The 24,360-nt window shown below is 40.3% G+C and carries 24 protein-coding genes; 17 read left to right on the plus strand and 7 right to left on the minus strand.

What is annotated here, in order from left to right:
• Positions 1–75 precede the first annotated feature (75 nt).
• From J4E76_RS01900 to J4E76_RS01915, 4 genes are all read left to right on the plus strand, one after another.
• Positions 76–684: a 2'-5' RNA ligase family protein gene (locus J4E76_RS01900; RefSeq protein ID WP_208500846.1), complete on the plus strand. Its 609-nt coding sequence runs from the start codon at positions 76–78 to the stop codon at positions 682–684.
• Between the two features lie 94 nt (positions 685–778).
• Positions 779–1,231 carry a hypothetical protein gene (locus J4E76_RS01905; protein WP_208500848.1) on the plus strand — a complete coding sequence of 151 codons (453 nt, stop codon included), beginning with the start codon at positions 779–781 and terminating at the stop codon, positions 1,229–1,231.
• A 134-nt stretch (positions 1,232–1,365) separates the two neighbouring features.
• Positions 1,366–3,051: a DEAD/DEAH box helicase gene (locus tag J4E76_RS01910; protein WP_236017258.1), complete on the plus strand. Its 1,686-nt coding sequence runs from the start codon at positions 1,366–1,368 to the stop codon at positions 3,049–3,051.
• Between the two features lie 163 nt (positions 3,052–3,214).
• Positions 3,215–4,258, plus strand: coding sequence for a fatty acid desaturase (locus tag J4E76_RS01915; protein WP_370592785.1), 1,044 nt, complete (start codon positions 3,215–3,217; stop codon positions 4,256–4,258).
• On the opposite strand, the gene J4E76_RS01920 is transcribed toward J4E76_RS01915, so the two are convergent.
• Positions 4,255–5,469 carry a DUF763 domain-containing protein gene (locus J4E76_RS01920; RefSeq protein ID WP_208500852.1) on the minus strand — a complete coding sequence of 405 codons (1,215 nt, stop codon included), beginning with the start codon at positions 5,467–5,469 and terminating at the stop codon, positions 4,255–4,257. The genes J4E76_RS01915 and J4E76_RS01920 overlap by 4 nt on opposite strands.
• Before the next feature lie 111 nt (positions 5,470–5,580).
• Here J4E76_RS01920 and J4E76_RS01925 point away from each other — a divergent pair, with 111 nt between their 5' ends.
• The 8 genes from J4E76_RS01925 (at position 5,581) to J4E76_RS01960 (ending at position 11,461) form a co-directional block, all read left to right on the plus strand.
• Positions 5,581–6,672, plus strand: a complete 1,092-nt coding sequence (locus tag J4E76_RS01925) for an adenylate/guanylate cyclase domain-containing protein (protein ID WP_208500853.1) — start codon at positions 5,581–5,583, stop codon at positions 6,670–6,672.
• A 93-nt stretch (positions 6,673–6,765) separates the two neighbouring features.
• Positions 6,766–7,203 carry a thioredoxin family protein gene (locus J4E76_RS01930; RefSeq protein WP_208500854.1) on the plus strand — a complete coding sequence of 146 codons (438 nt, stop codon included), beginning with the start codon at positions 6,766–6,768 and terminating at the stop codon, positions 7,201–7,203.
• On the plus strand, positions 7,200–8,189 hold the full coding sequence (locus tag J4E76_RS01935; protein ID WP_208500855.1) for an FAD:protein FMN transferase: 990 nt from the start codon (positions 7,200–7,202) through the stop codon (positions 8,187–8,189). Before J4E76_RS01930 ends, J4E76_RS01935 begins: the two co-directional genes overlap by 4 nt.
• 28 nt (positions 8,190–8,217) lie before the next feature.
• Positions 8,218–8,442: a DUF4266 domain-containing protein gene (locus J4E76_RS01940; protein WP_208500856.1), complete on the plus strand. Its 225-nt coding sequence runs from the start codon at positions 8,218–8,220 to the stop codon at positions 8,440–8,442.
• Positions 8,427–9,638 (plus strand): DUF3570 domain-containing protein, encoded by a 1,212-nt coding sequence (locus J4E76_RS01945; RefSeq protein ID WP_208500857.1) that lies wholly within the window; start codon positions 8,427–8,429, stop codon positions 9,636–9,638. Before J4E76_RS01940 ends, J4E76_RS01945 begins: the two co-directional genes overlap by 16 nt.
• A 59-nt stretch (positions 9,639–9,697) precedes the next feature.
• Positions 9,698–10,123, plus strand: coding sequence for a Rieske 2Fe-2S domain-containing protein (locus tag J4E76_RS01950; RefSeq protein ID WP_208500858.1), 426 nt, complete (start codon positions 9,698–9,700; stop codon positions 10,121–10,123).
• Between the two features lie 11 nt (positions 10,124–10,134).
• Positions 10,135–10,314, plus strand: coding sequence for a hypothetical protein (locus J4E76_RS01955; RefSeq protein WP_208500860.1), 180 nt, complete (start codon positions 10,135–10,137; stop codon positions 10,312–10,314).
• Positions 10,315–10,414: 100 nt separating this feature from the next.
• On the plus strand, positions 10,415–11,461 hold the full coding sequence (locus tag J4E76_RS01960) for a PepSY-like domain-containing protein (protein WP_208500862.1): 1,047 nt from the start codon (positions 10,415–10,417) through the stop codon (positions 11,459–11,461).
• Between the two features lie 79 nt (positions 11,462–11,540).
• Here the strand turns inward: J4E76_RS01960 and J4E76_RS01965 are convergent, their stop codons facing one another.
• The 5 genes from J4E76_RS01965 to J4E76_RS01985 all read right to left on the minus strand — a co-directional run bounded on the left by J4E76_RS01965 (position 11,541) and on the right by J4E76_RS01985 (position 18,714).
• The gene (locus J4E76_RS01965; RefSeq protein ID WP_208500863.1) at positions 11,541–14,255 is read right to left on the minus strand and encodes a carboxypeptidase-like regulatory domain-containing protein; all 2,715 of its coding nucleotides are present in this window, start codon (positions 14,253–14,255) and stop codon (positions 11,541–11,543) included.
• The gene (locus J4E76_RS01970) at positions 14,194–15,144 is read right to left on the minus strand and encodes a FecR family protein (RefSeq protein ID WP_208500864.1); all 951 of its coding nucleotides are present in this window, start codon (positions 15,142–15,144) and stop codon (positions 14,194–14,196) included. Before J4E76_RS01970 ends, J4E76_RS01965 begins: the two co-directional genes overlap by 62 nt.
• A 54-nt stretch (positions 15,145–15,198) precedes the next feature.
• Positions 15,199–15,714: an RNA polymerase sigma factor gene (locus tag J4E76_RS01975; protein ID WP_208500865.1), complete on the minus strand. Its 516-nt coding sequence runs from the start codon at positions 15,712–15,714 to the stop codon at positions 15,199–15,201.
• Between the two features lie 9 nt (positions 15,715–15,723).
• Positions 15,724–17,580, minus strand: a complete 1,857-nt coding sequence (locus J4E76_RS01980; RefSeq protein ID WP_208500866.1) for a glycoside hydrolase family 13 protein — start codon at positions 17,578–17,580, stop codon at positions 15,724–15,726.
• A 99-nt stretch (positions 17,581–17,679) separates the two neighbouring features.
• Positions 17,680–18,714 carry a hypothetical protein gene (locus J4E76_RS01985; RefSeq protein WP_208500867.1) on the minus strand — a complete coding sequence of 345 codons (1,035 nt, stop codon included), beginning with the start codon at positions 18,712–18,714 and terminating at the stop codon, positions 17,680–17,682.
• 118 nt (positions 18,715–18,832) lie between these two features.
• Between J4E76_RS01985 and J4E76_RS01990 the strand changes: the two genes are divergently transcribed.
• The 5 genes from J4E76_RS01990 to J4E76_RS02010 are packed head-to-tail and all read left to right on the plus strand — an operon-like array spanning position 18,833 to position 23,640.
• Positions 18,833–20,167, plus strand: a complete 1,335-nt coding sequence (locus tag J4E76_RS01990) for a M24 family metallopeptidase (protein WP_208500868.1) — start codon at positions 18,833–18,835, stop codon at positions 20,165–20,167.
• On the plus strand, positions 20,164–22,047 hold the full coding sequence (locus J4E76_RS01995; RefSeq protein WP_208500870.1) for a sensor histidine kinase: 1,884 nt from the start codon (positions 20,164–20,166) through the stop codon (positions 22,045–22,047). Before J4E76_RS01990 ends, J4E76_RS01995 begins: the two co-directional genes overlap by 4 nt.
• Positions 22,044–22,427, plus strand: coding sequence for a response regulator (locus J4E76_RS02000; protein WP_208500871.1), 384 nt, complete (start codon positions 22,044–22,046; stop codon positions 22,425–22,427). The genes J4E76_RS01995 and J4E76_RS02000 overlap by 4 nt, the downstream gene beginning before the upstream one ends.
• A gap of 57 nt (positions 22,428–22,484) precedes the next feature.
• Positions 22,485–23,069: a YqaA family protein gene (locus J4E76_RS02005; RefSeq protein ID WP_208500873.1), complete on the plus strand. Its 585-nt coding sequence runs from the start codon at positions 22,485–22,487 to the stop codon at positions 23,067–23,069.
• 55 nt (positions 23,070–23,124) lie between these two features.
• Positions 23,125–23,640, plus strand: coding sequence for a hypothetical protein (locus J4E76_RS02010; protein WP_208500875.1), 516 nt, complete (start codon positions 23,125–23,127; stop codon positions 23,638–23,640).
• On the opposite strand, the gene J4E76_RS02015 is transcribed toward J4E76_RS02010, so the two are convergent.
• Complete coding sequence (locus tag J4E76_RS02015) at positions 23,637–24,353, minus strand: DUF6090 family protein (protein ID WP_208500877.1); 717 nt, start codon at positions 24,351–24,353, stop codon at positions 23,637–23,639. The two genes, J4E76_RS02010 and J4E76_RS02015, sit on opposite strands and share 4 nt — an antisense overlap.
• Positions 24,354–24,360: the final 7 nt, after the last annotated feature.

Raw genomic sequence — 24,360 nt, forward strand, 5'->3', positions numbered from 1 at the left:
TGCGGGTAGGAGTGTTTTTTAATGATTACTAAAAATAATAGTTTACAATACTAATATATTTAGTATATTTGAATCATGATCACTGAAAACACCAGCAACATGTTCACCTATACCACCCTCAGTGAGTACTTGGTTATCGCGCTCCCTTATGCCGAAATCAATGAAGAAGTCAAGAAGTTCAAGAAGGAATTCTTCATGAAGTATGGATCATACTCAGGTCAGAATTCATGTGCTCACATTCGTTTAGTATCCTTCTTTCAGCCAGAAGAAAGAGAAGACAGGATATTAAGGGCCACTCAAGATGTACTAGATGAAGTAAAAGGCTTTGAGGTTTTTTTGAATGGGTTTGGGTTCAATGGAATGGACAAGAGTGTGTTCCTCGATGTCCTTAATAAGCAATCACTTCTAGATGTTTATCATCAACTGAGGTTGAGGCTTTTTAAGGAGCTTATATCACTTGCATTTCTGAATAAGCACTATCAGCCTGCAATGAATATTGCCCGTGATTTAAATGCATTTCAGTTTATGGAAGCCGTACGCGATTACGAGCATACACCTTATACTAACAATTTTAGAATTACTCGATTACACATACTAAAGAGAAAAGCACCTTTTAATACCTGGGAAAGTTTGACGACACTGCCCTTTGCTAAATCAGAAGGAGAGTTGCTAGGGCTTAATTAATGTTTAGGTTAGTCCCGTGCCAGTTTTAACTGGCCAGTCTCCGCCATACCAGGTGGCGGAGATTGAAAGGGGCGTTAGGTTTAAAATATTTAAGATGAAGACTTTTGGAAGTTTAAAAATATTGGAGCAAGGCATGGAAATCGTGGCTGCTACACATCAATTGGCTGGTAAATACACACAAACCAACATGGCGGGCTTGATCAATGAGATCAGCCTGTTAGCCATTGGTATTCCATCGAGTATTGCTGCATGCAGTAAGCAAGAAGCTCCACAAGCTTATCGAGAAGGGCTGAAGCTTGCCAAGGATGCTGTACATCGCATAGATCAAAAATTGATTCACTTGACGGATGGAGAGCCCGCATTAGAAAACCTTAAATGCTTGATTCATTTTGAGAAACAGTTAATCGATCAGGCATTAGGGAAGTCAGGTAGAATGACATTGAAAAGACCTACTAAAACCTCAAGGTTAGATATAGGACCTATGAAGTCGAGAGCACCCATCTCGCGCCTTAAAGTTTCTCTTGGCGTACAAGGTGAGCTGTTTTAAGGTTTGTAGATAAATCACAGACTTAGAGGGATTACCAAAGCATATGGTTACCTTTGCGAATCATATAATAATTCCCATTGAGTCATTTTAGCAAATTAGGACTGTCACAGCCAATCTGTGATGTTTTACAAAATATGGGCTTTGAACAGCCCACCCCAATTCAAGAAAAAGCCATACCCATGTTGTTGGAAAACAATCCAACAGACTTTATTGGCTTAGCACAAACCGGTACAGGAAAAACTGCAGCATTTGGTTTACCACTGATCGATCTTATAGATTCCAAGAATCCGGCTACACAAGCCTTGATTATGGCTCCGACACGAGAGTTAGGTCAGCAAACGGCACAGCAGTTGGTTAACTTCTCCAAGAGTAAGAAGGACGTCAATGTAGAAGTAGTATATGGTGGAGCTGATATCAGCCGCCAGATTAAAGCACTGAAGAGACCTACTCAAATTGTAGTAGCAACTCCAGGTCGTTTATTGGACCTTATCAAAAGAAGAGCAATTAAGCTTGAGAATGTAGAGTATGTTGTCTTGGACGAGGCAGATGAAATGCTCAATATGGGTTTCAAAGAGGATATCGATGAAATTCTATCACATACATTAGAGAATAGAGTTACTTGGCTCTTTTCAGCCACCATGCCAAAGGAGATAAGACGATTGGTAAAGACCTACATGAAAGACCCTCTGGAGGTCGCTGTAGATGCTGAACAAAAGAGTAACAAAGATATTTCTCATCAGTATGTAGTTACTAAGTCCGATAATAAGCTTTCGGCACTGAAGAGGTTCTTGGACATTCAACCTGATATGAAGGGGATTATGTTCTGCAGAACTAAAATGGATACTCAAGAGATTGCTGATGAGCTTTCGAAGATTGGTTATTCTGTTGAGGCCTTACATGGCGATTTATCTCAAAGACAGCGCGACACCGTCATGAAGCGTTTCAAAAGCAGGTCTATGCAATTATTAATTGCCACCGATGTAGCGGCAAGAGGTATTGATGTCAATGATTTAACCCATGTTTTCCACCATAAGCTTCCTGACCAATTAGAAAGCTATACACACAGGAGTGGAAGAACGGGAAGAGCTGGAAATAAAGGTATCTCCATGGCCTTTATCAATCCACGTGAGGGGAGAAAGATCACTGATATTGAAAGGAAGATGAATATCACCTTTGAAAAGGTGACTATCCCAACGATTGACGAACTGAAAGTGAACCGCCTAAATAATTGGGCAAGTTTGATTCTCAATACCAAGGTTGACGAAAAAGCAGAAGAGATTCTTAATAGTTTGCACGGTCAGTTTGCTGAATTGAGCAAGGAAGATCTTCTCAAACGACTAATCACCACTCAACTTGATCATTTAATGGTACAAGGTGGAGGTATGGACGACCTTAACGAAGGTCAAGGAAAAGGAAGCGAAAGAGACAAGCCAAGAAAAGATCGTCAATCAAGGACAAAAGAAGGGGCGAACCGCTATTTCATCAATGTTGGGACTATGGACGGGATCACGGAAGCCGACTTGATTCATTTCTTGTCGGATGTTACCGGAATTGGCCGTAGACTCTTCTCAGACCTATCGATTCAAAAAAATTGTAGCTTTTTTAACCTAGATTCTAAGCATGATGATGGTTTGAGCAAACACTTTGAGTATATTGAGGTCGAAGGACGTTCAATTCGTGTCAATCGAGACGAAGAAGGAAAGCCTTCAGGCAGGCAAAATCATAGAAAAAGCAACAATAGGAATGACCGGGGAGGTAATAATAGGTCTAAACACTCCGCAAATCCTGCAGGCCGAAGAAACAGGGGCCGAAGAAGGTAAATCAGACGAAAACTATTGACTATTAGTTGTTTCCTTTCAGAAGAACGAGTGAGATTAATCTCAGCACTGAGGCCTAATAGTTGCTTTAAAAACTATCACTATCAAGCATCCTAAATTTCAGAAGGGCCAAGGCTCTGAATTTTCTCGCGCTGTAAAGAGTCGCGTGAACAATTATTTTTCAGAAAAGGGTATTTGTAAACAAGCCAATGCAGGTATGGTATTCAAAACCATCTTGATGTTGTCTCTATTTATAGTGCCTATTGTACTCATCAATGTCGGAGTAGTTACCAGTATAGGACTCCTTTTTGTGCTTTATTTGACCAGTGGCTTTGGTATGGCTGGTATTGGAATGGGCGTCATGCATGACGCAATTCATGGCTCTTATTCTAAGAATAAGACTGTCAATCGATTACTGGGCTATTCTATGAATGTCATTGGTGCAAACGCTGGGGTATGGAAAATCCAGCACAATGTATTGCATCATACATATACTAATATTGACGAGGCTGATGATGATATCAATACACCACCATTCTTAAGGTTTTCTCCGAATAGAAAATGGATGAAAGCACATCGCTATCAGCACATTTATATTTGGTTTTTCTATTCTATCTCTACCATTTCATGGATTACAACCAAGGACTTCATAAGAGTACATAGATACTGGAAAATGGGCCTTGTAGGTTGTAAAGGGACTTATAGAAAGCAAATGGCTCAGGTTGCGATTTGGAAGACACTTTATTATATCTATGCTTTGGTATTACCAATGATCTTTCTGCCGTTCAGTCCGGGTATTATCTTTTTGGCCTTTCTAAGTATGCATATGGTCACAGGGATCTGCATTAGCGCGGTATTTCAGACAGCCCATATCATGCCAGATGTTGAGTTTCCGAAAATGGATGAGGATGGAGCTATTGAAAAAGATTGGGCTGTCCATCAATTGGAAACTACAGCCAACTATGCTCCAGGAAGCCGTGTGTTCTCTTGGCTTATTGGTGGTCTTAACTATCAGGTTGAGCATCACTTATTTCCCAATATATGCCATGTTCACTACAGAAAACTCTCTAAGATTGTAAGGGAAACCGCAGCTGAATTTGGGGTGCCATATTATAGCCATAAGACTTTCGCCAGTGCCTTAGTTCAGCATACTAAAAAGCTTCACAATCTAGGGCAAGAATTCAGTGATGAGTCACCTTTAATGCACTAGAAGAGTTGTAGCTGTGGGCTCGACTTTGCGGCTGGTTTTTTTGCGGGACCCTTCACTGTCATTCCTCCATACTTGTAGCTTTCTGCTCTTTCTTTGGCGATGACTTCTTCAAAGTTGGCATTAGGAGTGAATGAGTCTTCTAGGCGCTGTGCAATTTGACTGAGACTTTTTACTGCTCTTAGTTTGTCACTGTGACCAATCTTGGCTTTTTCTAAACCAGTCCTTAAGATGTTAAGCGTTTCATCGTAAGTTTTTAATGGCACAGGGAAGGGATGTCCGTCTTTTCCACCGTGGGCAAAGGAAAACCGAGCGGGATCTGTAAATCTGGATGGTGTACCGTGGATTACCTCGCTCACTAGTGTCAGAGACTGGAGAGTTCGCGGACCAACACCCTTCAATAGAAGTAATTCTTCGAAGTTGTTAATATCCGAATCGTGAGCAAGTGCCAAAACGCTTCCTAACCTCTTAAGGTCAATATCCTTAGCCCTTACTTCATGATGCGGAGGCATTAACACATATCGCTGTGCTTCCCGTGAGATTATGCCTGGCTTTTCCTTAGTCAATTCAAGAATCCCATCTTTTGTCTTATCTGCCTCATTGGCGGTGAGATTGAGTATTTCTCCCTGATTTGGACCAACCACGGAAGTATGAGGTTCCTTTAAGAAATCTTGAAAAGCCTGCGAGTGCCAATGATATCGCCTAGCATATCCTGTAGCACCATTCATTCCTTGTTGCACCACCGACCATTGACCATCTTTGGCTAAGAAGAAGGAGTGTAGGTAAATGGAGAAGCCATCTTGAATGGACGTGTTGTCTACCTTAGCACTTAATTTACTCGACCTGACCAATTCATCCCCGTCCAGGCCGGTCTTCATGGCAATCTTCATCAGTTCCTGAGGTGTCTGTCTCGAATATTTACCCCTGCCTCCGCATACATAAAGACCTAACTGATCGGAGATAGGATTGATGGCTCTTTTTAAAGCACCGACTACCGAAGTGGTAATGCCTGAAGAGTGCCAGTCCATTCCCATAACAGCACCTAAAGATTGAAACCAGAGTGGATCACTCATACGTTGAATAAAAGTGTGTGGTCCATATTCAATAAGGATGGATTCGGTGATTGCCCTTCCTAGCTGGGCCATTCTAGTGGCTAGCCAAGGTGGTACAGTACCATAGTGAAGAGGTAAATCAGCATGTCCTGATCGATTCATTATATTAATTTACTAAATATTTTAGTAATCTATTGAAATTAGTATTCCTGTATTAACACATATAGATTTGCTACTGGTAAGCAATCAATTATAATCACTAATTTGTATGCAATGAATGAGAAACTAAGGATAAAGTGGTCGAAGATGAGAGTAATCTCAGTGGCTTGGCTATCTATATCAATAGTCTTTGCCCTTGTAGACCACTGGACAGTCAATTCGTCTTATTCATTGGGAACTACTGCATTGTACTCCTTCGGAGGGAACCTGACCTTTCATATTATATCAACGCTCATTGCGATTGCTATAGGTGCCTCATTTCTAGTGTTCTATCTCCATGACCGCTTAATCGATCGGCCGTACTGGCACGGAATATTGACAATAGTCATGGTTTATATTTCCGTAGTGAGTGTTATAACCTTTGTTATGGGTTTCATACTCGTGCCTTTAAATGCTGGGATCCCCATTGGGCAAGAGGGTTTTATTGATGCTTATAGGGCCTATTTGCTTGACTCAATACATCTAAGAAACATAATGCTATGGTCCATAGTTGTTGGTTCTACTCAATTGCTCCTTCAGATCAATGATAAGTTCGGACATGGTCTTCTGGGTAAACTAATCTTAGGAAAATATCATAAAGCACGAGAAGAAGATCGTGTATTTATGTTTCTCGATTTAAAATCCTCAACGGCAACGGCAGAAAAGCTTGGTAATCTAAAGTATCATAAGTTTCTGAGAGACTACTTTTCAGACATGACCAATGCCATAATTTTCAATAAGGGCAAGATCTATCAGTATGTGGGAGATGAGGTAGTAATTACCTGGACAGTAGAGGATGGCATTTCTGATCATCACTGCCTGAAGTGTTACTTTGATATCAAGCGATCGATCCAAGAAAAGAAGGCCGTATACGAAGAGCGGTATGGATTTATACCTGAATTTAAGGCCGGGATACATACTGGAAAAGTTATTGCAGGTGAGATCGGCATTGTCAAAAGAGATATTACTTATTCTGGCGATGTATTGAACACGGCCGCTAGAATTCAGGCTAAATGTAATGAGCTAAAGGTGTCGCTATTAGCTTCGGAAGATGTATTTGATCTATTCTCTGAGAAAATACCTTTTGAAAAAAGAAGTATTGGAGAGATCGAATTGAGGGGTAAGTCCCTAAAAGTTCCTCTGAGTACATTCTCATTGATGAATTAAGAAGTCTTTTCGCGTTAGATATTTTTTTTCTGAGCAAGGGGTGGGGTAAAGTCGCAGCTCCAGTATTCTCTAGTGATTATACCAAAACACTAGATGAAAAATTTACTTCTGATACTCTCATTTACACTGCTACCTTTCAACGATTCAGTTGATTGGACTTTCGACTTCGAAGAAGCAAAAGCTCAGGCAGCAACATCACAAAAAACCATATTGGTTGTTTTTTCAGGATCTGACTGGTGCAAGCCATGTATACAACTGCACAAGGAACTATTTGAATCAGATAAGTTTATCGTTTATGCGAAGGAAAACCTGGTCCTTGTAAAGGCCGATTTTCCTTACAGAAAGAAAAATAAGCTTTCTAAAGAGCAGACACTACACAATGAGGCTCTAGCAGCCAAGTACAATCCAAATGGAGAGTTTCCATTAGCTGTATTTACTGATGCCTCAGGTAAAGCATTAGGCACTTTTGGTTTCGATAAAACCAAGACTCCTCAAGATTACATTCTTCAATTCAACCAATTTTTAAAATGAGACAGTTTTTGACCGTGAGTCTTCTGATAAGCTGTTGTGCCGCCTTGGCACAACAGCCTCAGAAGCACCACAAAGTACTGGAGTTAATGGGCTCTAGGTTTGAGATCAGTGCATTTCATACAGATGCGCAAAGGGCCTGGTATGGCATCAATGCGGGTATTACAGAAATAAGCCGCATAGAAAAGCTCATCTCTTCATGGGATCCAAATTCTCAGACCTCTTTGATCAATAAGAATGCAGGTATTAAACCTGTAAAGGTTGATAAGGAATTGTATCAATTAATTCAAAGAGCGATTCAGATATCGGCTATTACAGATGGTGCATTCGATATATCATATGCTTCCATGGATCGGATTTGGAAATTCGATGGATCAATGGAAGCCATGCCATCAGAGGAAATAGTCGCTCAGGCTAAGTCTAAAATTGGCTTTAGAAACATCCAACTCAACCCAACAAAGCAAGAAGTTTATTTAAAGGTAAAAGGAATGAAAATAGGCTTTGGGGCTATAGGCAAAGGATATGCCGCTCAAAAAGCTAAAGAAAAAATGTCTGCCTTAGGCATCAAAAGTGGGGTAGTGAATGCAGCGGGAGATTTGATTGCCTGGGGTAAAGACGTTGATGGAGAAACATTCAAAGTAGGAATTGCTGACCCAAGACAAAAGGGGAAAGTCTTATCGTGGCTTGCGGTAAACAATACATCTGTTGTCACATCAGGAGACTATGAGCGATTCGTCATGTTTGGTGGAGTTCGCTATGCTCATATCATCGACCCAAGAACGGGTTACCCAACCACAGGAATAAAGAGTGTCACCATAGTAAGTGCAAACCCGGAGTTAGCGGATGCACTCTCGACAAGTGTGTTTGTGCTCGGAGTAGAAAAAGGAATTTATCTCATCAATCAATTAGAGGGAGTCGAATGCTTAATCATCACAGATGGGGATGAATTAGTGACATCAGATCGATTGGAGATCAGCAACAAATCATAACGACTAAGATCACATTAAGGATAAAATCATGACTAAGAAAAGACTACTTATTGGCGTATTGGCAGGAGCTGGCTTCATGCTTTCACAATCTTGCACAAGCGTCAAAGGGTATCAAAAAATGTATCTAAACGATCAAGAGATGTCTTTGAGCGCTCGGTCGATAGACTATTTCTGTATCAATTTTCAATCTTATCGAGAAGGTGCCTCTGGCGCTAACGGTGGTAAAGTAGGTGGGGGATGCGGATGCAACTAAGGAAAGTAATAGTTCTCTCTCTTCTGCTTGCATGGACAGGCGAACTGTGGGCTCAAAGTGAAAAGTCAAAAGCAGACAGCTCTGCATTTGAGATAAAGAAACTGGCAGAGTCAGACATCAGTCTTCTCTTTAGTTACTATTCGCAAGATGGTAACAACTCACCAGTTACGGGTGGCTTAGGAACCGAGCAGTTAACTGATTTGACATCCAAGATCATTGTCAATCTTGTGCTGGACGAAAAGAACACAGTTACGATAGATGGAGGTTTTGACATGTATTCTTCGGCTTCAACTGATAATATAGATGACTTCGTGTCTTCTGCATCCAGCAAGGATACGCGTGTTCATGCAAACTTCGGATATAGCCGCAAAGCAAAGAACGATTTGACTTGGGGATTTAAGGTGGGTGGTTCTACAGAGTATGATTATAATTCCATACAACTATCCGGTTATGTCTCTAAGACCTCACTTGATGGTAATCGAACCTTCGGGCTTTCTGCTCAGGCTTTCATAGATCGTTGGGAGATTATATATCCGAGGGAGCTCAGAGATAGACAGTGGGTAACTACGGATCAAAGAAGGTCCTACAGTATATCAGCAAGCTTCTCTACTGTTATCAATAGACGTATGCAGGCAAGTATATCTGCTGATGTAGTAACACAATCTGGGCTGCTAAGTACGCCATTCCATAGAGTGTATTTCACTAACCAGACTGAAGCCAGGGTGGAGAGGCTGCCGTTTAATCGATTGAAAATCCCTGTAGGTGTTCGTTTAAACTATTACGCGACTGATTACTTGCTGCTAAGAGCTTACTATCGTTTCTATTGGGATGATTGGGGAATTATAGGACATACGCTTGCCTTAGAAGCACCAATCAAGTTGAATCGCTTCTTTTCGATTTATCCTTTCTACAGGTACCACACCCAATCCGAGGCGAACTATTTCGCATCCTTTGGGCAGCACACCGGTGAATTTCAGTACTACACATCAGACTATGACTTAAGTAACCTCTCTAGTCATCAATATGGTATAGGCGTGAGGTATTCTCCAGCGGATGGAATTGGGGCCATGAGACTACCAGGTAGAAACAATAGACTTCTTACGCTCAAAGAGATCAATTTCAAATATGGGCATTATACAAGAACGCCAAGCTTGACTGCAGATATTTTCAGTATTGGGATGAACTTTACATTCTAATAAAATAATATATGTATGTATGAATAAATGTTAATATGTAATAATGATTATAAAATAATATGAAACGTAAAGACTTTTTAAAAAAACTAGGAGGGGGAGCTGCATTTGCACTCACCGCCACTTGCCTCGGAGGTTGTGCTGTTGAGAACATCAACCCTGATCAACCGGGTACATCTACTGCAATCGACTTTACACTAGATCTTAATGCAGCAGTGAACTCAAATCTATCAAATAATGGTGGATATGTAATAGTCAATAATCAGGTTGTAGTGGCTAGGGCCACAACTGGGGAATATGTAGCTGCAACCAGGACATGTTCACATGACCCAAGAAAGGAAGTGATTCTTAGGAATGGAGAGTGGTATTGTACTGCTCATGGTGCCCGCTTTAGATTGGATGGCGCGGGATTGAATGGAAATGGAAGAAATGGCCTAACCATTTACAATACGGAGTTGAATGGCAATATGCTAAGGGTTTTTGCTTAAACGATATGAAAATGAAAAGACTAACTATGCTCATTACGCTATTGGCCATCATTGGCTTTACTAGCTGTGAACAAATTAACCCACAGGCAGACGGAACTGCCAGTGGATCGGATGTTCAAGTGACACAAGGAGACACCATGGGTGGCGATGATAACGAGAACGATGATAACGATGATGACAACGATGATTAACTGAAAAGTCCTCACCTAAGAGTACCAATGAAGTAGAGGGTTTGGTCACCAGCCACGCCCAAGTGAATGATTGATTTTAAAGTATTCTAAACTAATAATGATGAAAATGATTAAAAAATTCAGAACAATGATGGGGCTAATGACCCTGGCAATCATGACAGTTGTAATGTCATGTGACAATCAAAATACGGATACAGTTCCTACTGAAGTCCAGGCTAATGCAGCTAGTAAGTCTCGATTAAGGTTTGTCGATTCTAAGGACTATGATACTTCTGGCATGGATAGCTGGCAAGAAGTAACGACTATTCCAGACGCTATTACACAATATGTAACGGACAATCACGCTGGATTGACAATTGAGGAAGCATGGTTAACCACAACCGGTGAGTATATAATTCTTCTTGATGATGATACAGTGCTTGTTTTTAATGCTTCAGAGCAGTTTATCATCTCGTTTAATCTAGAGGCGTATGCCGGTAGTTTTGAAGATGATTTTGAAGAAGTAGATTCTGCATCACTTCCACAGCCTATACTCGATTACCTAATCGCCAATCACAATGGAGTCGGAATAGATATCGCTGGTCTTAATGCTGAAGACGGTGAGTATGTGGTTGTACTAGAATCTGGAATAGTGCTTGTTTTCGACACTAATGGAACACTTTTAGATGAGTTTGATGAAGATGACTACGAGGACGATTACGAGGATGATGACTACGAGGACGTAGAGATTGATTCTTTAGCACAGTCTATTAAGGACTATATAGCGACTAATTATGCTGGCGCTGTTATTGAATTTGCCGTGTTTGATACGGAAGATGAGGAATACTTGATCTTCTTAGATAGTGGGATTGTAGTGATCTTCGATAAGGATGGCAATTTCATTGAAGAAGATGAGGATGATGGTGACTATGAAGACGACTGTGAAGAAGTTGATCTTGCTGACCTACCAACTGCTATTTCGGATTACGTGACCGCTAATTATGCTGGAGAGCAAATTGAAGAGGCGTGGTATGATGCTGAGGAGATGCAGTATTATATAGAGTTGTCAAACGATGTTGTGCTAATCTTTGCTGAGGATGGGTCTTTTGTCAGTGAGTACACGGAAGACGATGACGATGGAGAAGATGATGATGACGATGGCGAGTAGTCACTAGTCAATCTCAATAAGCTTAAAGGCCATCTCGAATTATCGAGATGGCCTTTTTATATGCTTGTCATGATGGATTCTAGAACCAAATTCTGAAGCTGATATTTGGGGTAAACCCAAGGAAAAACTTCGTGCGTTCAAGGACTGAGATCTGATTATTGCGATCAAAATCAACTGAATAACTTCTGTTAAAAGTGTTTTTGCGGTTGAGCAAATTGATAATACTGAGTCCAACTTCACCTTTTATACGACTATTATCGCTTCCAAACTTGTGCCAAACAGAGAGATCAATTCTATGGTAGTTGGGGAGGCGCTGGGTATTAGGGGAGACGTATTCAAGGTCGTATATAATGTCATCACTTCCTGTGTCAGGATCGTCATCATCATCGTCATCATCGTCAGAATCAGTAGTAGTAGTGAGGGTTGGAGTTGGAGTGAATGGCAAGCCTGTTTTAAAGATGTAGCCAAGAGAAAATTCCCAATTTTTCCAGTTGTAAGTGGTTGAAAGTCTTAGTTGATGTTTAATGTTAAAAGAAGATGGAAATGGATTATCAAAGATAGAATTAAGCTCAACTTTCGAGTCTTGGAAGTTGTAACTCATCCACGCACGTAAGTACTTCCAACGTTTTCTGATGGTTAAATCAATACCTTGAATAAGCTCGAAGCCAGGTTCAAAAGCCTGGTCACTTTCAAAGCCAAAGCCCTGATTTATGGCCAAAATACCATCGATGTCTTTGAGGTAAAGGTCTAAGTCTATCAGCCAAGATTTTTCATTGTAGATAAAGCCCAAAGTGGCTTGGCGATTGAATATGATGGGTACTGTTGCTATTTCGTCCTCATCTTCATTAAGATCGGAAAGCAACCAATGCCTTTCAACGGCATTGGACAAAGTAAAATCAGATTCTTGAATGGTACTCAAGTATTGATGATAAAGTCCTACAGATGATTTAAGAATCAAATTGGGCTTCAAACTGTAGTTGAGCTTGGCTTGTGGGCTAAAATAGGCTTCTCCTAAGGTGCCAACGTGCGTAACCCGACCACTGACGATTGCTTCCAATTTATCATTGGGTCGGTGATTTAAGTCAAAGAAAAGCCCATTGACAAGCCCATTTGAATTAATGTCCGTTACAGCATCTTCTTCAAAGAATTCTGTTTCCGAGATTACATTGTCAATATTAAAGTGATTGAGTTGGTAGCCATATTCAAGAATGTTTGAATCATTGATTCTCCAAGAATTTGAAAGTCTCAATTCTAAGTTCCTGATGGCATTACTTCTGGTAGACTCGTCATTATCATCTTCTGATACATCGTCTCGAAGGTTGCTAAAAGCGTATGACATGTCATAGTTAGAGTAACTTAGACTTGACTTCAAAGAGTTTTTGTCATTGATGCGGTAGGAATAACCAAAATTACCACCATAGCTTTTGATTTCATGGTTTTGTTGAATGTTGACATCTTCTAAATCATCATCTTCTTGGTAGCTAAACCTGCTAGAGCTGTTCACAAAGCTTGCGGTGAACAAAGAGCGACTATTGGGCTGATAATCCCATTTGAGGTTGATGTCGTAAAAACTTAGATTATTCTCGAAATCGGCTACATTATCAGTCACTTGATAGAGGCCTTGCCCATCTCTGGTTTCACTACCAAAGAGCTTTGTGGAGTACGAGTTATAGGTCCATGTGGGCAGTGCATCGTTATAAGACCTTCTTAAGGCGACCATAAATGAACCTAAGTCCCTTTTAAACGGAAGTTTCGCATAGACATCGGCATGCGTCATATTTACACTTGCTTCAGCTCTAGTTTCTCCATCAATCTGATTCCTGGAGGCAATGGAAATAAGGCCAGCAGTAGCTCCGCCATATCTGACTGGAATGTAATTCTTATAGATATCCAAAGAACCTGTTGAGGATGGTATAAAGCTCGATACATTGCCAAAATAGTGGGCCGAATGATATACAGGAACATCATTCCAATAGAGCAGAGTATTATCAGGCGCACTACCTCTTATGTTGATACCGGAAGCAGATTCATCATTGGAAGTGAGTCCTGATATTATTTGTGCCGATAGAAGCACATCTCTCTCAGACAAACCAGGCAATATTTCCATTTGCTGAGGCAGTATTCTGAAACTGTTGGCTTTTGGATCAGAGCCAATTCCAACATTAATGTATTCCTTAACTTCAAAGTCAGTTAGTTCAATTGGGGTGGGCTTCAGGTTTATTACAAATCGATCGTTTGTATTTATACTTTCAACATTTACCGTTGTGGTTTGAAAACCCAGGTATGACACTTCCAGTACTGCAGATTTTGGATTAGGTAAGACCAGCTTTATGGCCCCATCCATACCAGCAACTTGACCTAGAGAGGTGCCCAGTAATCTAAAAGTAGCATAGGGCAGAGGTCCGCCAGTTTCATCGTCTATTACCTGAATGTCTAAGTACTTAGATTCAGGTCTCTTTACGACATAGAATTCATCTTTGATCTGTTCTAGTTCTAAGCTGGTTTGGCCAATGATAAGCCCCAAAAGACTGGAAAGACCGGTGTAGTTACCAGAAATGCTTATTCGTTCCTCCCGTACCTCATCTGGGTTGTAAGAAAAGTAAATTGAAAATTGCTTTTCAAGATCGTTGAGTACTTGCTTTAAAGAACGGTTAGATGCTGTGTATTGACCATCTGACTGTGCTTGAACAGTTAGGGGTAGGATAAGTAAACAAAGGAGTAGAGCTATGCGCTTACTGGCCTTTGATACCAGAAAGTACCAGTTTTTGATTTGTTGAGTCGTATTGATATTCAATATTGTCAGCTCTTAGAACGAGTTTAATTGCCGCGATAACATCATCATTAGGGAAGTTACCTGTAAACGGAATAATATCAATTTCTGGTGTTGATTTTATGTCTATCCCAAAAACATTACTCAGTTCATTCAGAGCTTCCTTTAGAGTTACGTTTTCAAGTTCGGTTACCCCACTTGTAATCCATACAGGCTTACCGTCATTCAGTTGCTTTTTCCACGAACGTTTAAACGAACCATTATCAATTCTGACGCCATCGCCCGGTATAAGGTCCTGGGAGAACTCCTGTTCACTAACGTTTACTTTACCAGTATAACATACAACATCCAGTAGGTTGTTTCTATTCCAAACATTGAATGATGTACCTAAAACCTTAACGGTACCTTGATCTGTTTCAACTTCGAAGTTTATGCCTTTTGTAACCTCGAAGAATGCTTCTCCCGTAAGGAGCAAGTGTCTATTCTCACCAAACTCGTCAGGGTCAAAGCGTAACTTGGAATTAGCATTCAGTGTAACGATCGATTGGTCTGGTAATGTGATTGTCTCAATTTGACCCGCCAGAGTTTCGTAAACAGTATAGTTAGGCAGTGTCAGATAGTATATCAAGGAAATTCCTATTACCACAACTGCAGCAGCGGCATATTTAAAGAATCCACCAAGGCGTATGACTTTAGTTTCTGTTGGTGCCTCTTGCGAGCGTCTGTCCTTTAGCTTTGCTAATTCAGTCTCTACATCATATTGTGGCATAGCCAACTTATCCGTGGACTCGACAATCTTCGAAAAGGCAATACCTTCCTCAGAACTCTCGAATTCACGTTGTTCCTCTGGTGACAATTCACCACTTAGCCATCTGGCTAGAAAGTCTTCGCTATCGTTTATTTTATCGGCCATTTATACCAACTATGCTCTTGAATACGTTCTGGTCTTTTTTACCCTACCTCTGTCTTAAATATTTTTATGAATTTCTCTAATTTTCACTAAAGCCTTGTGCATTCTCTTCTCTACGGCCTTTACGCTTACCTCCAGCATCTCGGCTATTTCAGAATATGTCTTCTTCTCAATTCTATTTAAAAGAAAAACCTCCCGCTGCCCTTCAGATAGTCCATTGATCGCATTCTGAATTTGCACATCAAATTCAGAAAACTCCATCTGAAATTGTGGGTCTTCGTTGTGAGTAGTTTTCGAAATGAACTGGATGTGTTTTTGTTTGACCTTGTCCTTATCCACCAACTTCAACATTTGGTTTTGAGCAACTCTGTAGAGATAGGCCTTTGCCATATCTGGCATCACTTTTTCACAGTTCTTCCATAAGGTGAGGAAAGCCTCTTGCACCATATCAGCAGCTCTTTCGGCATCTCTGTATTTATAGATGAGAAAGTTTCGAATGGTAGGGGCTAAGGTTCGAAATAGCGATTCATAGAAGGTATTATCGCAACTATTCTGTAAACCCGAAGTGTCCAAGCTAATATTTTACTTTAAGGTTAATACAGTAGTCGTTTTGCCAGCCACTGTAAAGTCCTTGCTAATATCGACTTTTTCGTCAGTTATTGCATTATGTCCTTCTGAATAACCTCGTAGCATTTCTATATGCTTTTGCCTGGAAATTGTCAGTGGTTCGTCATTCATGTTCATAATGACCATTACCCGTTCATTGTCTGTATATCTGAAAAAGACGTAACTATTGCTCTCTGGTACAAAATGAAGAAGCTTTCCATGGTGGATCGCTTCGCTGGTTTTCCTCCAATTGGTGATCTTTTTGACATAGTCGAACATGTCGTTTTCAGCTTCCGTTCTTCCTGAAGCAGTAAAAACAGACCTTTCATCGCCTTCCCAGCCTCCAGGCATTTCGGCTCTTTTATCTCCATCTCCTCCTTGAGTTCCTTGTTTAAAAGCTAACTCAGTACCATAGTATACCTGCGGAATCCCACGAGTGGTCAAGAGAAAAGTATAGGCCATCTTCAAATGGTCGGGGTTTTCTCCCAGGGTAGAAAAGATTCTTCCAATGTCATGATTGTCTAAGAAGATGACATTCTTCATTGGGTCAGAATATAGACGATCTTGAGATAAGGCATAGTAAAGTTTCATGAGACCGCTTTCCCAACCAAAATTCGAATTGAAGCCATCTCTGACGGCAAAGTGGATTTGAAAGTCTGTAACGCTAGGTAAATAAGAATTGTAGCCATCATTTTCACCAGCCCTATCTTCTTGCCAGTATGACTCATGAGCGACAGTTTCCACCCATGATTCACCCACAATATTAAAGTTGGGGTAGGCCTCAATGACCTCTTTTGCCCAGCGGGCCATATATTCTTTATAGGGGTATACATAAGTATCCATACGGATACCATCAACACCACTATATTCTATCCACCAGAGTGTGTTCTGAATTAAATAGTCCGCTAAAGTTTCATTGCGTTGATCGAGGTCTGGCATTTCATCCACAAACCAACCCTTTATCAATCTGTCCTTGTCGTGTTTTGATGCATATGGATCTGACGCCACAGGACCTCTGTAGCTGGTATTCCCATATACACTTTGATCATGCACCCAATTTTTGAATGGCAAATCTTTCATCCACCAGTGCTGATCTCCAATATGATTATGAATCATATCCATTATGACCTTCAGTCCTTTAGCATGACAAACTTCTACAAACGCTACAAATTCTTCATTACTACCAAAACGCCTATCTATCTTATACATATCGGTAGCTGCATAACCATGATAAGCCTTGTATTCGGGTGTTTGATCATTCTCAAAAACGGGGGTCAACCAAACGGCTGTCATACCTAATTCTTTAATATAATCGAGTTGTTCAAGGACACCTTGAATATCTCCGCCATGGCGTCCGCTAGGGTCGTCTCTTCGTGCAGGCTCTAGCATTCCTTCAACTGTGTCATTGTCTGGATTCCCATTGGCAAAGCGATCAGGCATTAAGAGATAGATAACATCCTCACTAGTAAAGCCTTGGTTCCTATTGCTATCCGAAGGCCTTTGTCTTAATTCAAACTGAATAGGTAAGGCCTTTTTCTTTTTGTGTAAGGTTAAATTGAAGCTTCCGGCAGCCACATCAGGACTAATCTCAAGATTTAGGAATAGGTAGTTTGGACTATCACCTATGGTTTGGTTTACCAAAGTGATTCCCAAAGCATCAATACTAGCTCTCCAGGAAGAAATATCTTTGCCATAAATGGAGATTTGAAGTTTCTCCGTAGGCATGTTCGCATACCAAAAAGGTGGTTCTATCTTAAGTTCAGGAAGCTTCTGACTAAAGGCGACCTGTGAGAAAAGCATGATAAGAACAAAGAATCTGCTTGAGTTTTTCATTTTGCGCGTCTGAATGAATTAGAAAACTAAGGAATTCTTAAGAATACTTGAAACTATTCAAATGGTGATTAGGCCTTCTGTGGCTGCAAACGTTTGTTATTACTTGATCAGGTAGTCAATGACTTTATCGACCATTGATGCAGCAATCCAAGTCAGTACGGGAATAATAAGGTAGAAGATAAACCGCGATGCTGTAGGTATATTAACAGGTATCTCTAGGGTGTTCTCGATAGTCTTCTTATAACCGATAAGGTCAATTACATTAATGTTCTGCAGGTTATTGCCGATACGAGATTGTTTCAGTGCTTCATTGTCTCCTTCGATGGCGGCTTCAATCAAGGTAATCTCTCGTTGTTTGGCTTCAATTATTCTTTTTCTGACCCCTTTCAATGGCCTACGTATCATGATCCAAATAGTGGGCAGCAAGACCAACATAGCAGGGTTAGTCGTTAGATCACTTACATTGAAGGCAAATATGAACAGAATGGCATAGACTCCGGTAAATGCAAGCATACTGATAACACCTGCACTTGTTAATGGCATAAAGCGCTGGAGATTTAAAAGGTCCACCTTGATATGCTGAGATAGCTTATTCATGATGGTCATATTTCTGGTGTAAATGGAGATAGATTGGGTGATGATTATCCAGATCATGATCAGGTGAAAAGCACGCCACCAACTTAAATATTCAAAAGTGGATTCTCCCTTAAGAATCACTCTAATAATGGCAAAATAGGCATGCCCAAAGCCCACGGCAGCGGCAATAAGGGTTTCTGGCCAGAGTCTTCTGTGTTGTTTAAATTCATTTGACCACTCAGTTCTTTGAGATTCAGAGAGATCTGTATAGCTCAACAATTGATTAAACTGGTTTGTGTGGCTGTTGTTAATTAATCGGGATATATAAATAAGGTAACCAAAAGACAGTGTGTAGAAGGAAGCCACATTTTCATAGTTGTTCCAAGACAAGAGAATGTTATCTGTCTTAAACACCAAGGTCAGGGCAATTAGACTAGGAATGGAAACCATTACTCCGACTACTAGTGGTGGTATTCTTCCTGAAGTAATTCTGAGTAGAAGAGGAGTGTGAGGCTTGTTCATTGGCCTTAAAATAGCAAATGATTCTCTACTTGCCATGGAGGTTTGATTGGAAAGCGCGGATGATTTCGTTTGCATTTTCTTTTGTCCAAAGGATTAACACCGTGCGTTTGATGTTAAGCCTCTTTTACCTATTTTGAACGATCAAACCTTCGACATGAAAAGACTACTACTGGCATTCTGCCTGCTTACTGTTTATACAATTTCTCAAGCACAAAACTTAGGCCCCGACATACTCTCTATGAAAGATAGAGCGGGTGTCATCAATAGCCTTTTGGAAGATAAGGTCAAGAATTATCTGCCATCTATTATGAGACGGGAAGGTATTGACATGTGGGTTGTTATTTCCCGTGAATACAACGAAGACCCTGTAATTAAAACACTTTTACCTGCGGAATGGCTGGCAGCCAGAAGAAGAACCATTCTAGTCTTTTTTGATAGGGGGGCTGATCAGCCGATCGAGACCTTGGCCGTAGCCCGTTATGATGTAGGTTCTGTTTTTAAGAGTGCTTGGAATAAGGAAGAACAGCCTAATCAATGGGCAAGGCTCGCTGAAATAATCAAAGAAAGAAAGCCGAAGAAAATCGGTATCAATAAATCCGAATATTTCGGTTTGGCAGATGGTATTGTAGCCACGGATTTTGAAGAGTTCAGAGCGACTTTGGACAAAAATCATCAAGATAAGATCGTGTCTGCCGAGAAAGTCGCTATCGGCTGGTTAGAGACTAGAACTGCAGCTGAAATGGCTGTTTATCCCCACATCGTCAGGATTTCTCATGACATCATTAAAGAGGCTTTTTCTAATAAAGTAATCACACCGGGAGTAACGACCACTGAGGATGTGGTTTGGTGGATGCGAGAAAAGGTGAGGGAGTTGAAACTAGTTACCTGGTTTCATCCTACGATTGACGTTCAACGAGCAGACCCTGAAAACTTTGATCACCTCCGAACCTTTAGCAAGAGACCTGATAAAAATGTGATTCTACCTGGAGACTTGCTCCACTGCGATTTCGGTATTACTTACCTCCGGTTAAATACCGATCAGCAACAACATGCCTATGTGTTGAAACCAGGAGAGAAGGATGCACCAGGATTTCTAAAGAAGGCGTTTAAAAACGGAAATAGACTTCAGGATATCTTTACTGGAAACTTTAAAGAAGGAAGAACTGGAAATGAAGTGTTGAAACTTAGTAGAGCTACTGCTATTTCAGAAGGAATCAAGCCCTCCATTTACACTCATCCCATTGGCTATCATGGACACGCAGCAGGCACCACGCTGGGCATGTGGGATTCACAAGGAGGTGTGCCAGTGACTGGAGACTACCCATTACATCTGAATACGGCATATTCCATTGAACTAAATGCTGCCACTTATATCAAGGAGTGGGACAAAGAAATTAGGATTATGCTGGAAGAGGAGGCTTATTTTGACAAATCCGGTGTTTGGTATATTGATGGCCGGCAGGAAGAAATACTTGTAATCCAAAGATGAGGTATGCGAGACTATTTCTTGCTTCTTTTTTGTTGCTAATATCCTTTCAGAAATTAGTAGCACAAAACCGAAGTGTCTTTGATCTTAGGGGTAAGAACTTTGAGGAACCTGTGCGACTTAACGGTACATGGGATTTTCACTGGATGAAACTCATTGAATCCTCGAAAGGGCTCCGACCTTCTATGAATAAGGTGGAAGTGCCTCATGACTGGGCTACGGAAACTATTGATAATGAAATTCTTACCTCAACGGGATATACTACCTATTCGGTTCGGCTACTTGTAGATAAAGACAGACCTCCCATTGGTATATACATACCTCACGCTTTCTCTTCCTATAAGTTAATTGTAAATGATTCACTTGTTTGGACTTCTGGAGAAGTTGGAACAACCAAGGAGGAGTATAGGGGTTTCAGAGAACCAAAGATTGTATCCTTGAGGGAGTTTAAGACAGGCACTCTCGATGTTCTCATTCAAGTCGCAAATTTCGATCATCATAATGCCGGTTTATATTTTCCATTAGAAGTCGGTATTTACGATAACCTTATCCGAACGGTCAGAACTAATCAGGGGATTAGCCTCTTTTTGGCAGGAGGATTCTTTATAACTGGAATTGTCTTGTTAGCCTTTTCAACTGTTTATCGTCACTTATCACTTCCCATTCCATTCTATGCTTTTTTCTCATTGAGCATGATGTATCGCATGATAGGAACAGATTATTATCCACTACATGCCATGTTCAATGACTTCAATTTTAATCTTGCACTCTGCATTGAATACCTCAGCGCCTATTCGGCTGCAATGTTTGGTGGCTTGTTTATCTTTTTCATGTACCCCAATCAAACACCTAAATGGACGAAGTGGTCTTTCATAACTGTCACTTTTATATATATGCTTCTGACAGTATTTACTGACTCTCTCTTTTTTACTTCCATACTTCGCTACTACCTAATATTCATTTTGGTATACATAGTATTCTTTATTCTCATTATTCTAAAAGCTAAGAAAGAAGATGAACCTACATCTGACTACCTGATTATTACAGTGGCTGTTGTATTTCTCTGGGCACTGTTCCAGACACTCTCATTTCTTAACATTACAGATCCATATTATGAATTGAGAGTCATTTTGATGGGCTCCATTATAATTCTTTGCAACCTAGCGCTTTTTAGGACATTTGTTTTAAGGATCAACATAGTTAAACAAGCAGAAGCCGACTTCGAATATCAAAAAAGTAGACAGACCATGCTTTCCTTGATTTCTCATGAAATAAAGATGCCCATTGCATCACTTCAGATGAATATGGAAATGTTGAAAATGTCCAGTGAAAGGCCAGAGAAATTTGAAAAGGTAAAAGATAAGATAGTTGGACTTTCTCTCAATGCCGTGGAGACAATTAAGCGTATGCTGCATGACTTCATTTATTTCATGTCATTAGATCAGAAGTCTAATGATCTACTTTCTTTCGATGACATTAAGTGCTTTATCTCAGACAATTGGAGTTTGAAACTGTTCGCCAATGCATCAATTGATATGGATTTGAAGAAGTATCCAACCGATAAACTGACACTAAAATATATTCTAAATACGGTGGTGGGCAATGCTGAAAAATATACTCGAAACATAGATAAACCTGTGGAGATCCACCTAGGAGGAGAAGCTAATGAGATAATGATCGAAGTTAGAGACTTTGGGGTGGGTATGTCTGATGAGCAGTTAGCGAAAATGGGGACCGAGCAAGCTAAAATTGACGAGAATCAAGAAATTACTGGTATGGGTTTTTATCTTGCAAAAGAATTGGCCCAACGACTAGGGCATGACTTGTCAATTACATCACGAGGTAGTGATGGAACCAGCGTATTTATTCGCATAACAGTATGATTAGATTATTGATTGTTGAAGACGACTTTGCCGTTAGGGATACACTCAAAGATTTTATTGAGTTTATGTACGATGATGTTGAGGTGTCAGAGGCTGTTGATGGTAAATCTGCAAGCCTAAGGCTAGATTCCGAAAACTTTGACATAATGATTACAGATCAAATGATGCCAGACATGAAGGGCTCAGATCTAATCTCACGCTATTTTGACAAGCTTACTAATGACGGCACTTGGATATATGTCTATAGCGGTCAAATGAGCAATGAGTTGAGGAAACAATTTGAGGATTTTCCTCAAATTGAGATTATAGATAAATTCACGAACCCCACCTTCTTCAAAGAGATTATTGACAAATTCAAAGAGAGTCTAAATCAGGCTTAAAAAAATTTGATACTCTTAAAGTTTTTTCAATTACTTTAAACAGATCAAATGTCCTGAATGGCCAATAAGAATAAGGATTTCTATAATTACTTTTCCCAAAACCTTATCAAAGGTTTCGTATACCTTTTAGTCCTAATCGGTTTGGTTATCATATTTAAAAGCACTTTTAAAAGTCAGTATGATGTAATAGAACATGCTGTATCTGACAGCTACTATCTGATGTTCTTCATTTTTCTGATTTCTGAATTTTTTGTAGGAATTCTTCCCCCAGAACTTTTTATGATTTGGTCTAGTGATGATCCGTGGCATTACTATTTGACAGCTGTGACCACAATGACATTGGTGTCACTATTTGCAGGGTGGTTAAACTACCGTATTGGTAAAAGGCTGGGAGAAAAGGAATTCTTCATGAATTTTGTTAAGAAGAGGCTCAAATTCGACAAGTATCAGCAACGCTATGAGCAATATGGCAGCGGTTTAATTATTGTCTCAGCGCTGACACCGTTGCCCTTTGCCCTGGTTAGCATGTTGACGGGTACACTTGCTTATCCGCAAAAGAAATACCTGATGTTTGCTTCCTTCAGAATCATTCGGTTTGTCGTCTATGGGATCATTGTATGGAATTTAGAAGGCGTAATCTGATACTAAATCAAGGTTTTGTAGTTATATGAATAGTTTGAATAAACTCAATTTGCCTATGAAGCGGTTATTACTATCCAAATGCCTCTTGATATTTAGCTTGATTGCTTTTCTTGGATGCGATTCACAAGATGACCCTGTGGACCCAGAAAGTTATCCGGGTGTTGATAGTAGACTTTGGTACTTCTTTGATGCCTTTGAGAGAGAAGCAAAATCTAGAGGAATAGAGGTTGACTTAAGAGCTTCTGGACTTACCGGGCAAATTGGAAATATAGACGGTGCGAATGTGGCAGGTGGTTGCAATTTTCATAGTTCTCGTCCAAATGAGATTATCCTTGATTCGACTTTTTGGAGTACACTAAGCTTCTTACAGCGAGAAATGATTGTTTTTCATGAGCTTGGACACTGTGTTCTTTATCGAGAACATAGAGAAGCCGTAGATGTTACCGGAAGGTGCCTGTCAATCATGAGAAGCGGCCTTGGGCAATGCAGAGATGGATATAGCGAAACAACCAGAGATGGCTATCTCAATGAGTTATTTGACCCTGCCTTCGCCAATGAAATTACTCCCTAGTTATTAAGTCGTTCTTCAATGGCTTCTTTGAAGCTCACTAGTTGCTGTCTGAATTTTTCGACCTCTCTGACATAATTACCATAGATTAGAATAAATCGCCAGCTGGCTTGATTTCTATAGGTCTGATCGGTTATGGCAAATTCAATGTACTCGTCAGTTATGTTTTCTTGAGCAAATTGAGAGAACCAGTCATACTGATCTCTCCAGGACTCAAGATCTTTGGTAATACTCGCTCTGATCAAGTCGTCAATTGAAGAGATGTTTTCAATTGAAGCGGTCATTGATTGCACGATTTGATTTACCAACGAATCCTCGTCATAAGCTGAATTGAAACTTTTTAATGCCTCATAACCACGGACCTCAATGATAAAGGAATTGTGGCCGGTGATTAAAAATGTACAATCACCACATTCTTTGAACTGCCTTTTATTCATCTCACCGTTCATGATCTTCTGAAAGGCTTCTTTATTGCTACCGTAGTAATCAAGCACCCTATCGATGTCGGCAATGTCATTATCAATGTCTTTTTCAAAAGTCAAAAAGATATTGCGCAGTCTACCTTCTTGTTGTCTTCTTTCACTCCAATTGTTAATTGACAAAGCAATCAAAATACCGACCACTACTAAGAGTATCTCACCAATGACATAGGTGAGATACCTCCCGAAATTGTTCTTTCTTAGAGTACTCGTCTTCCACTTTCTGAATAGGGTCATAACTTTT

This window comes from Roseivirga sp. E12, assembly GCF_017592825.1.
Taxonomy (GTDB): Bacteria; Bacteroidota; Bacteroidia; order Cytophagales; family Cyclobacteriaceae; genus Roseivirga.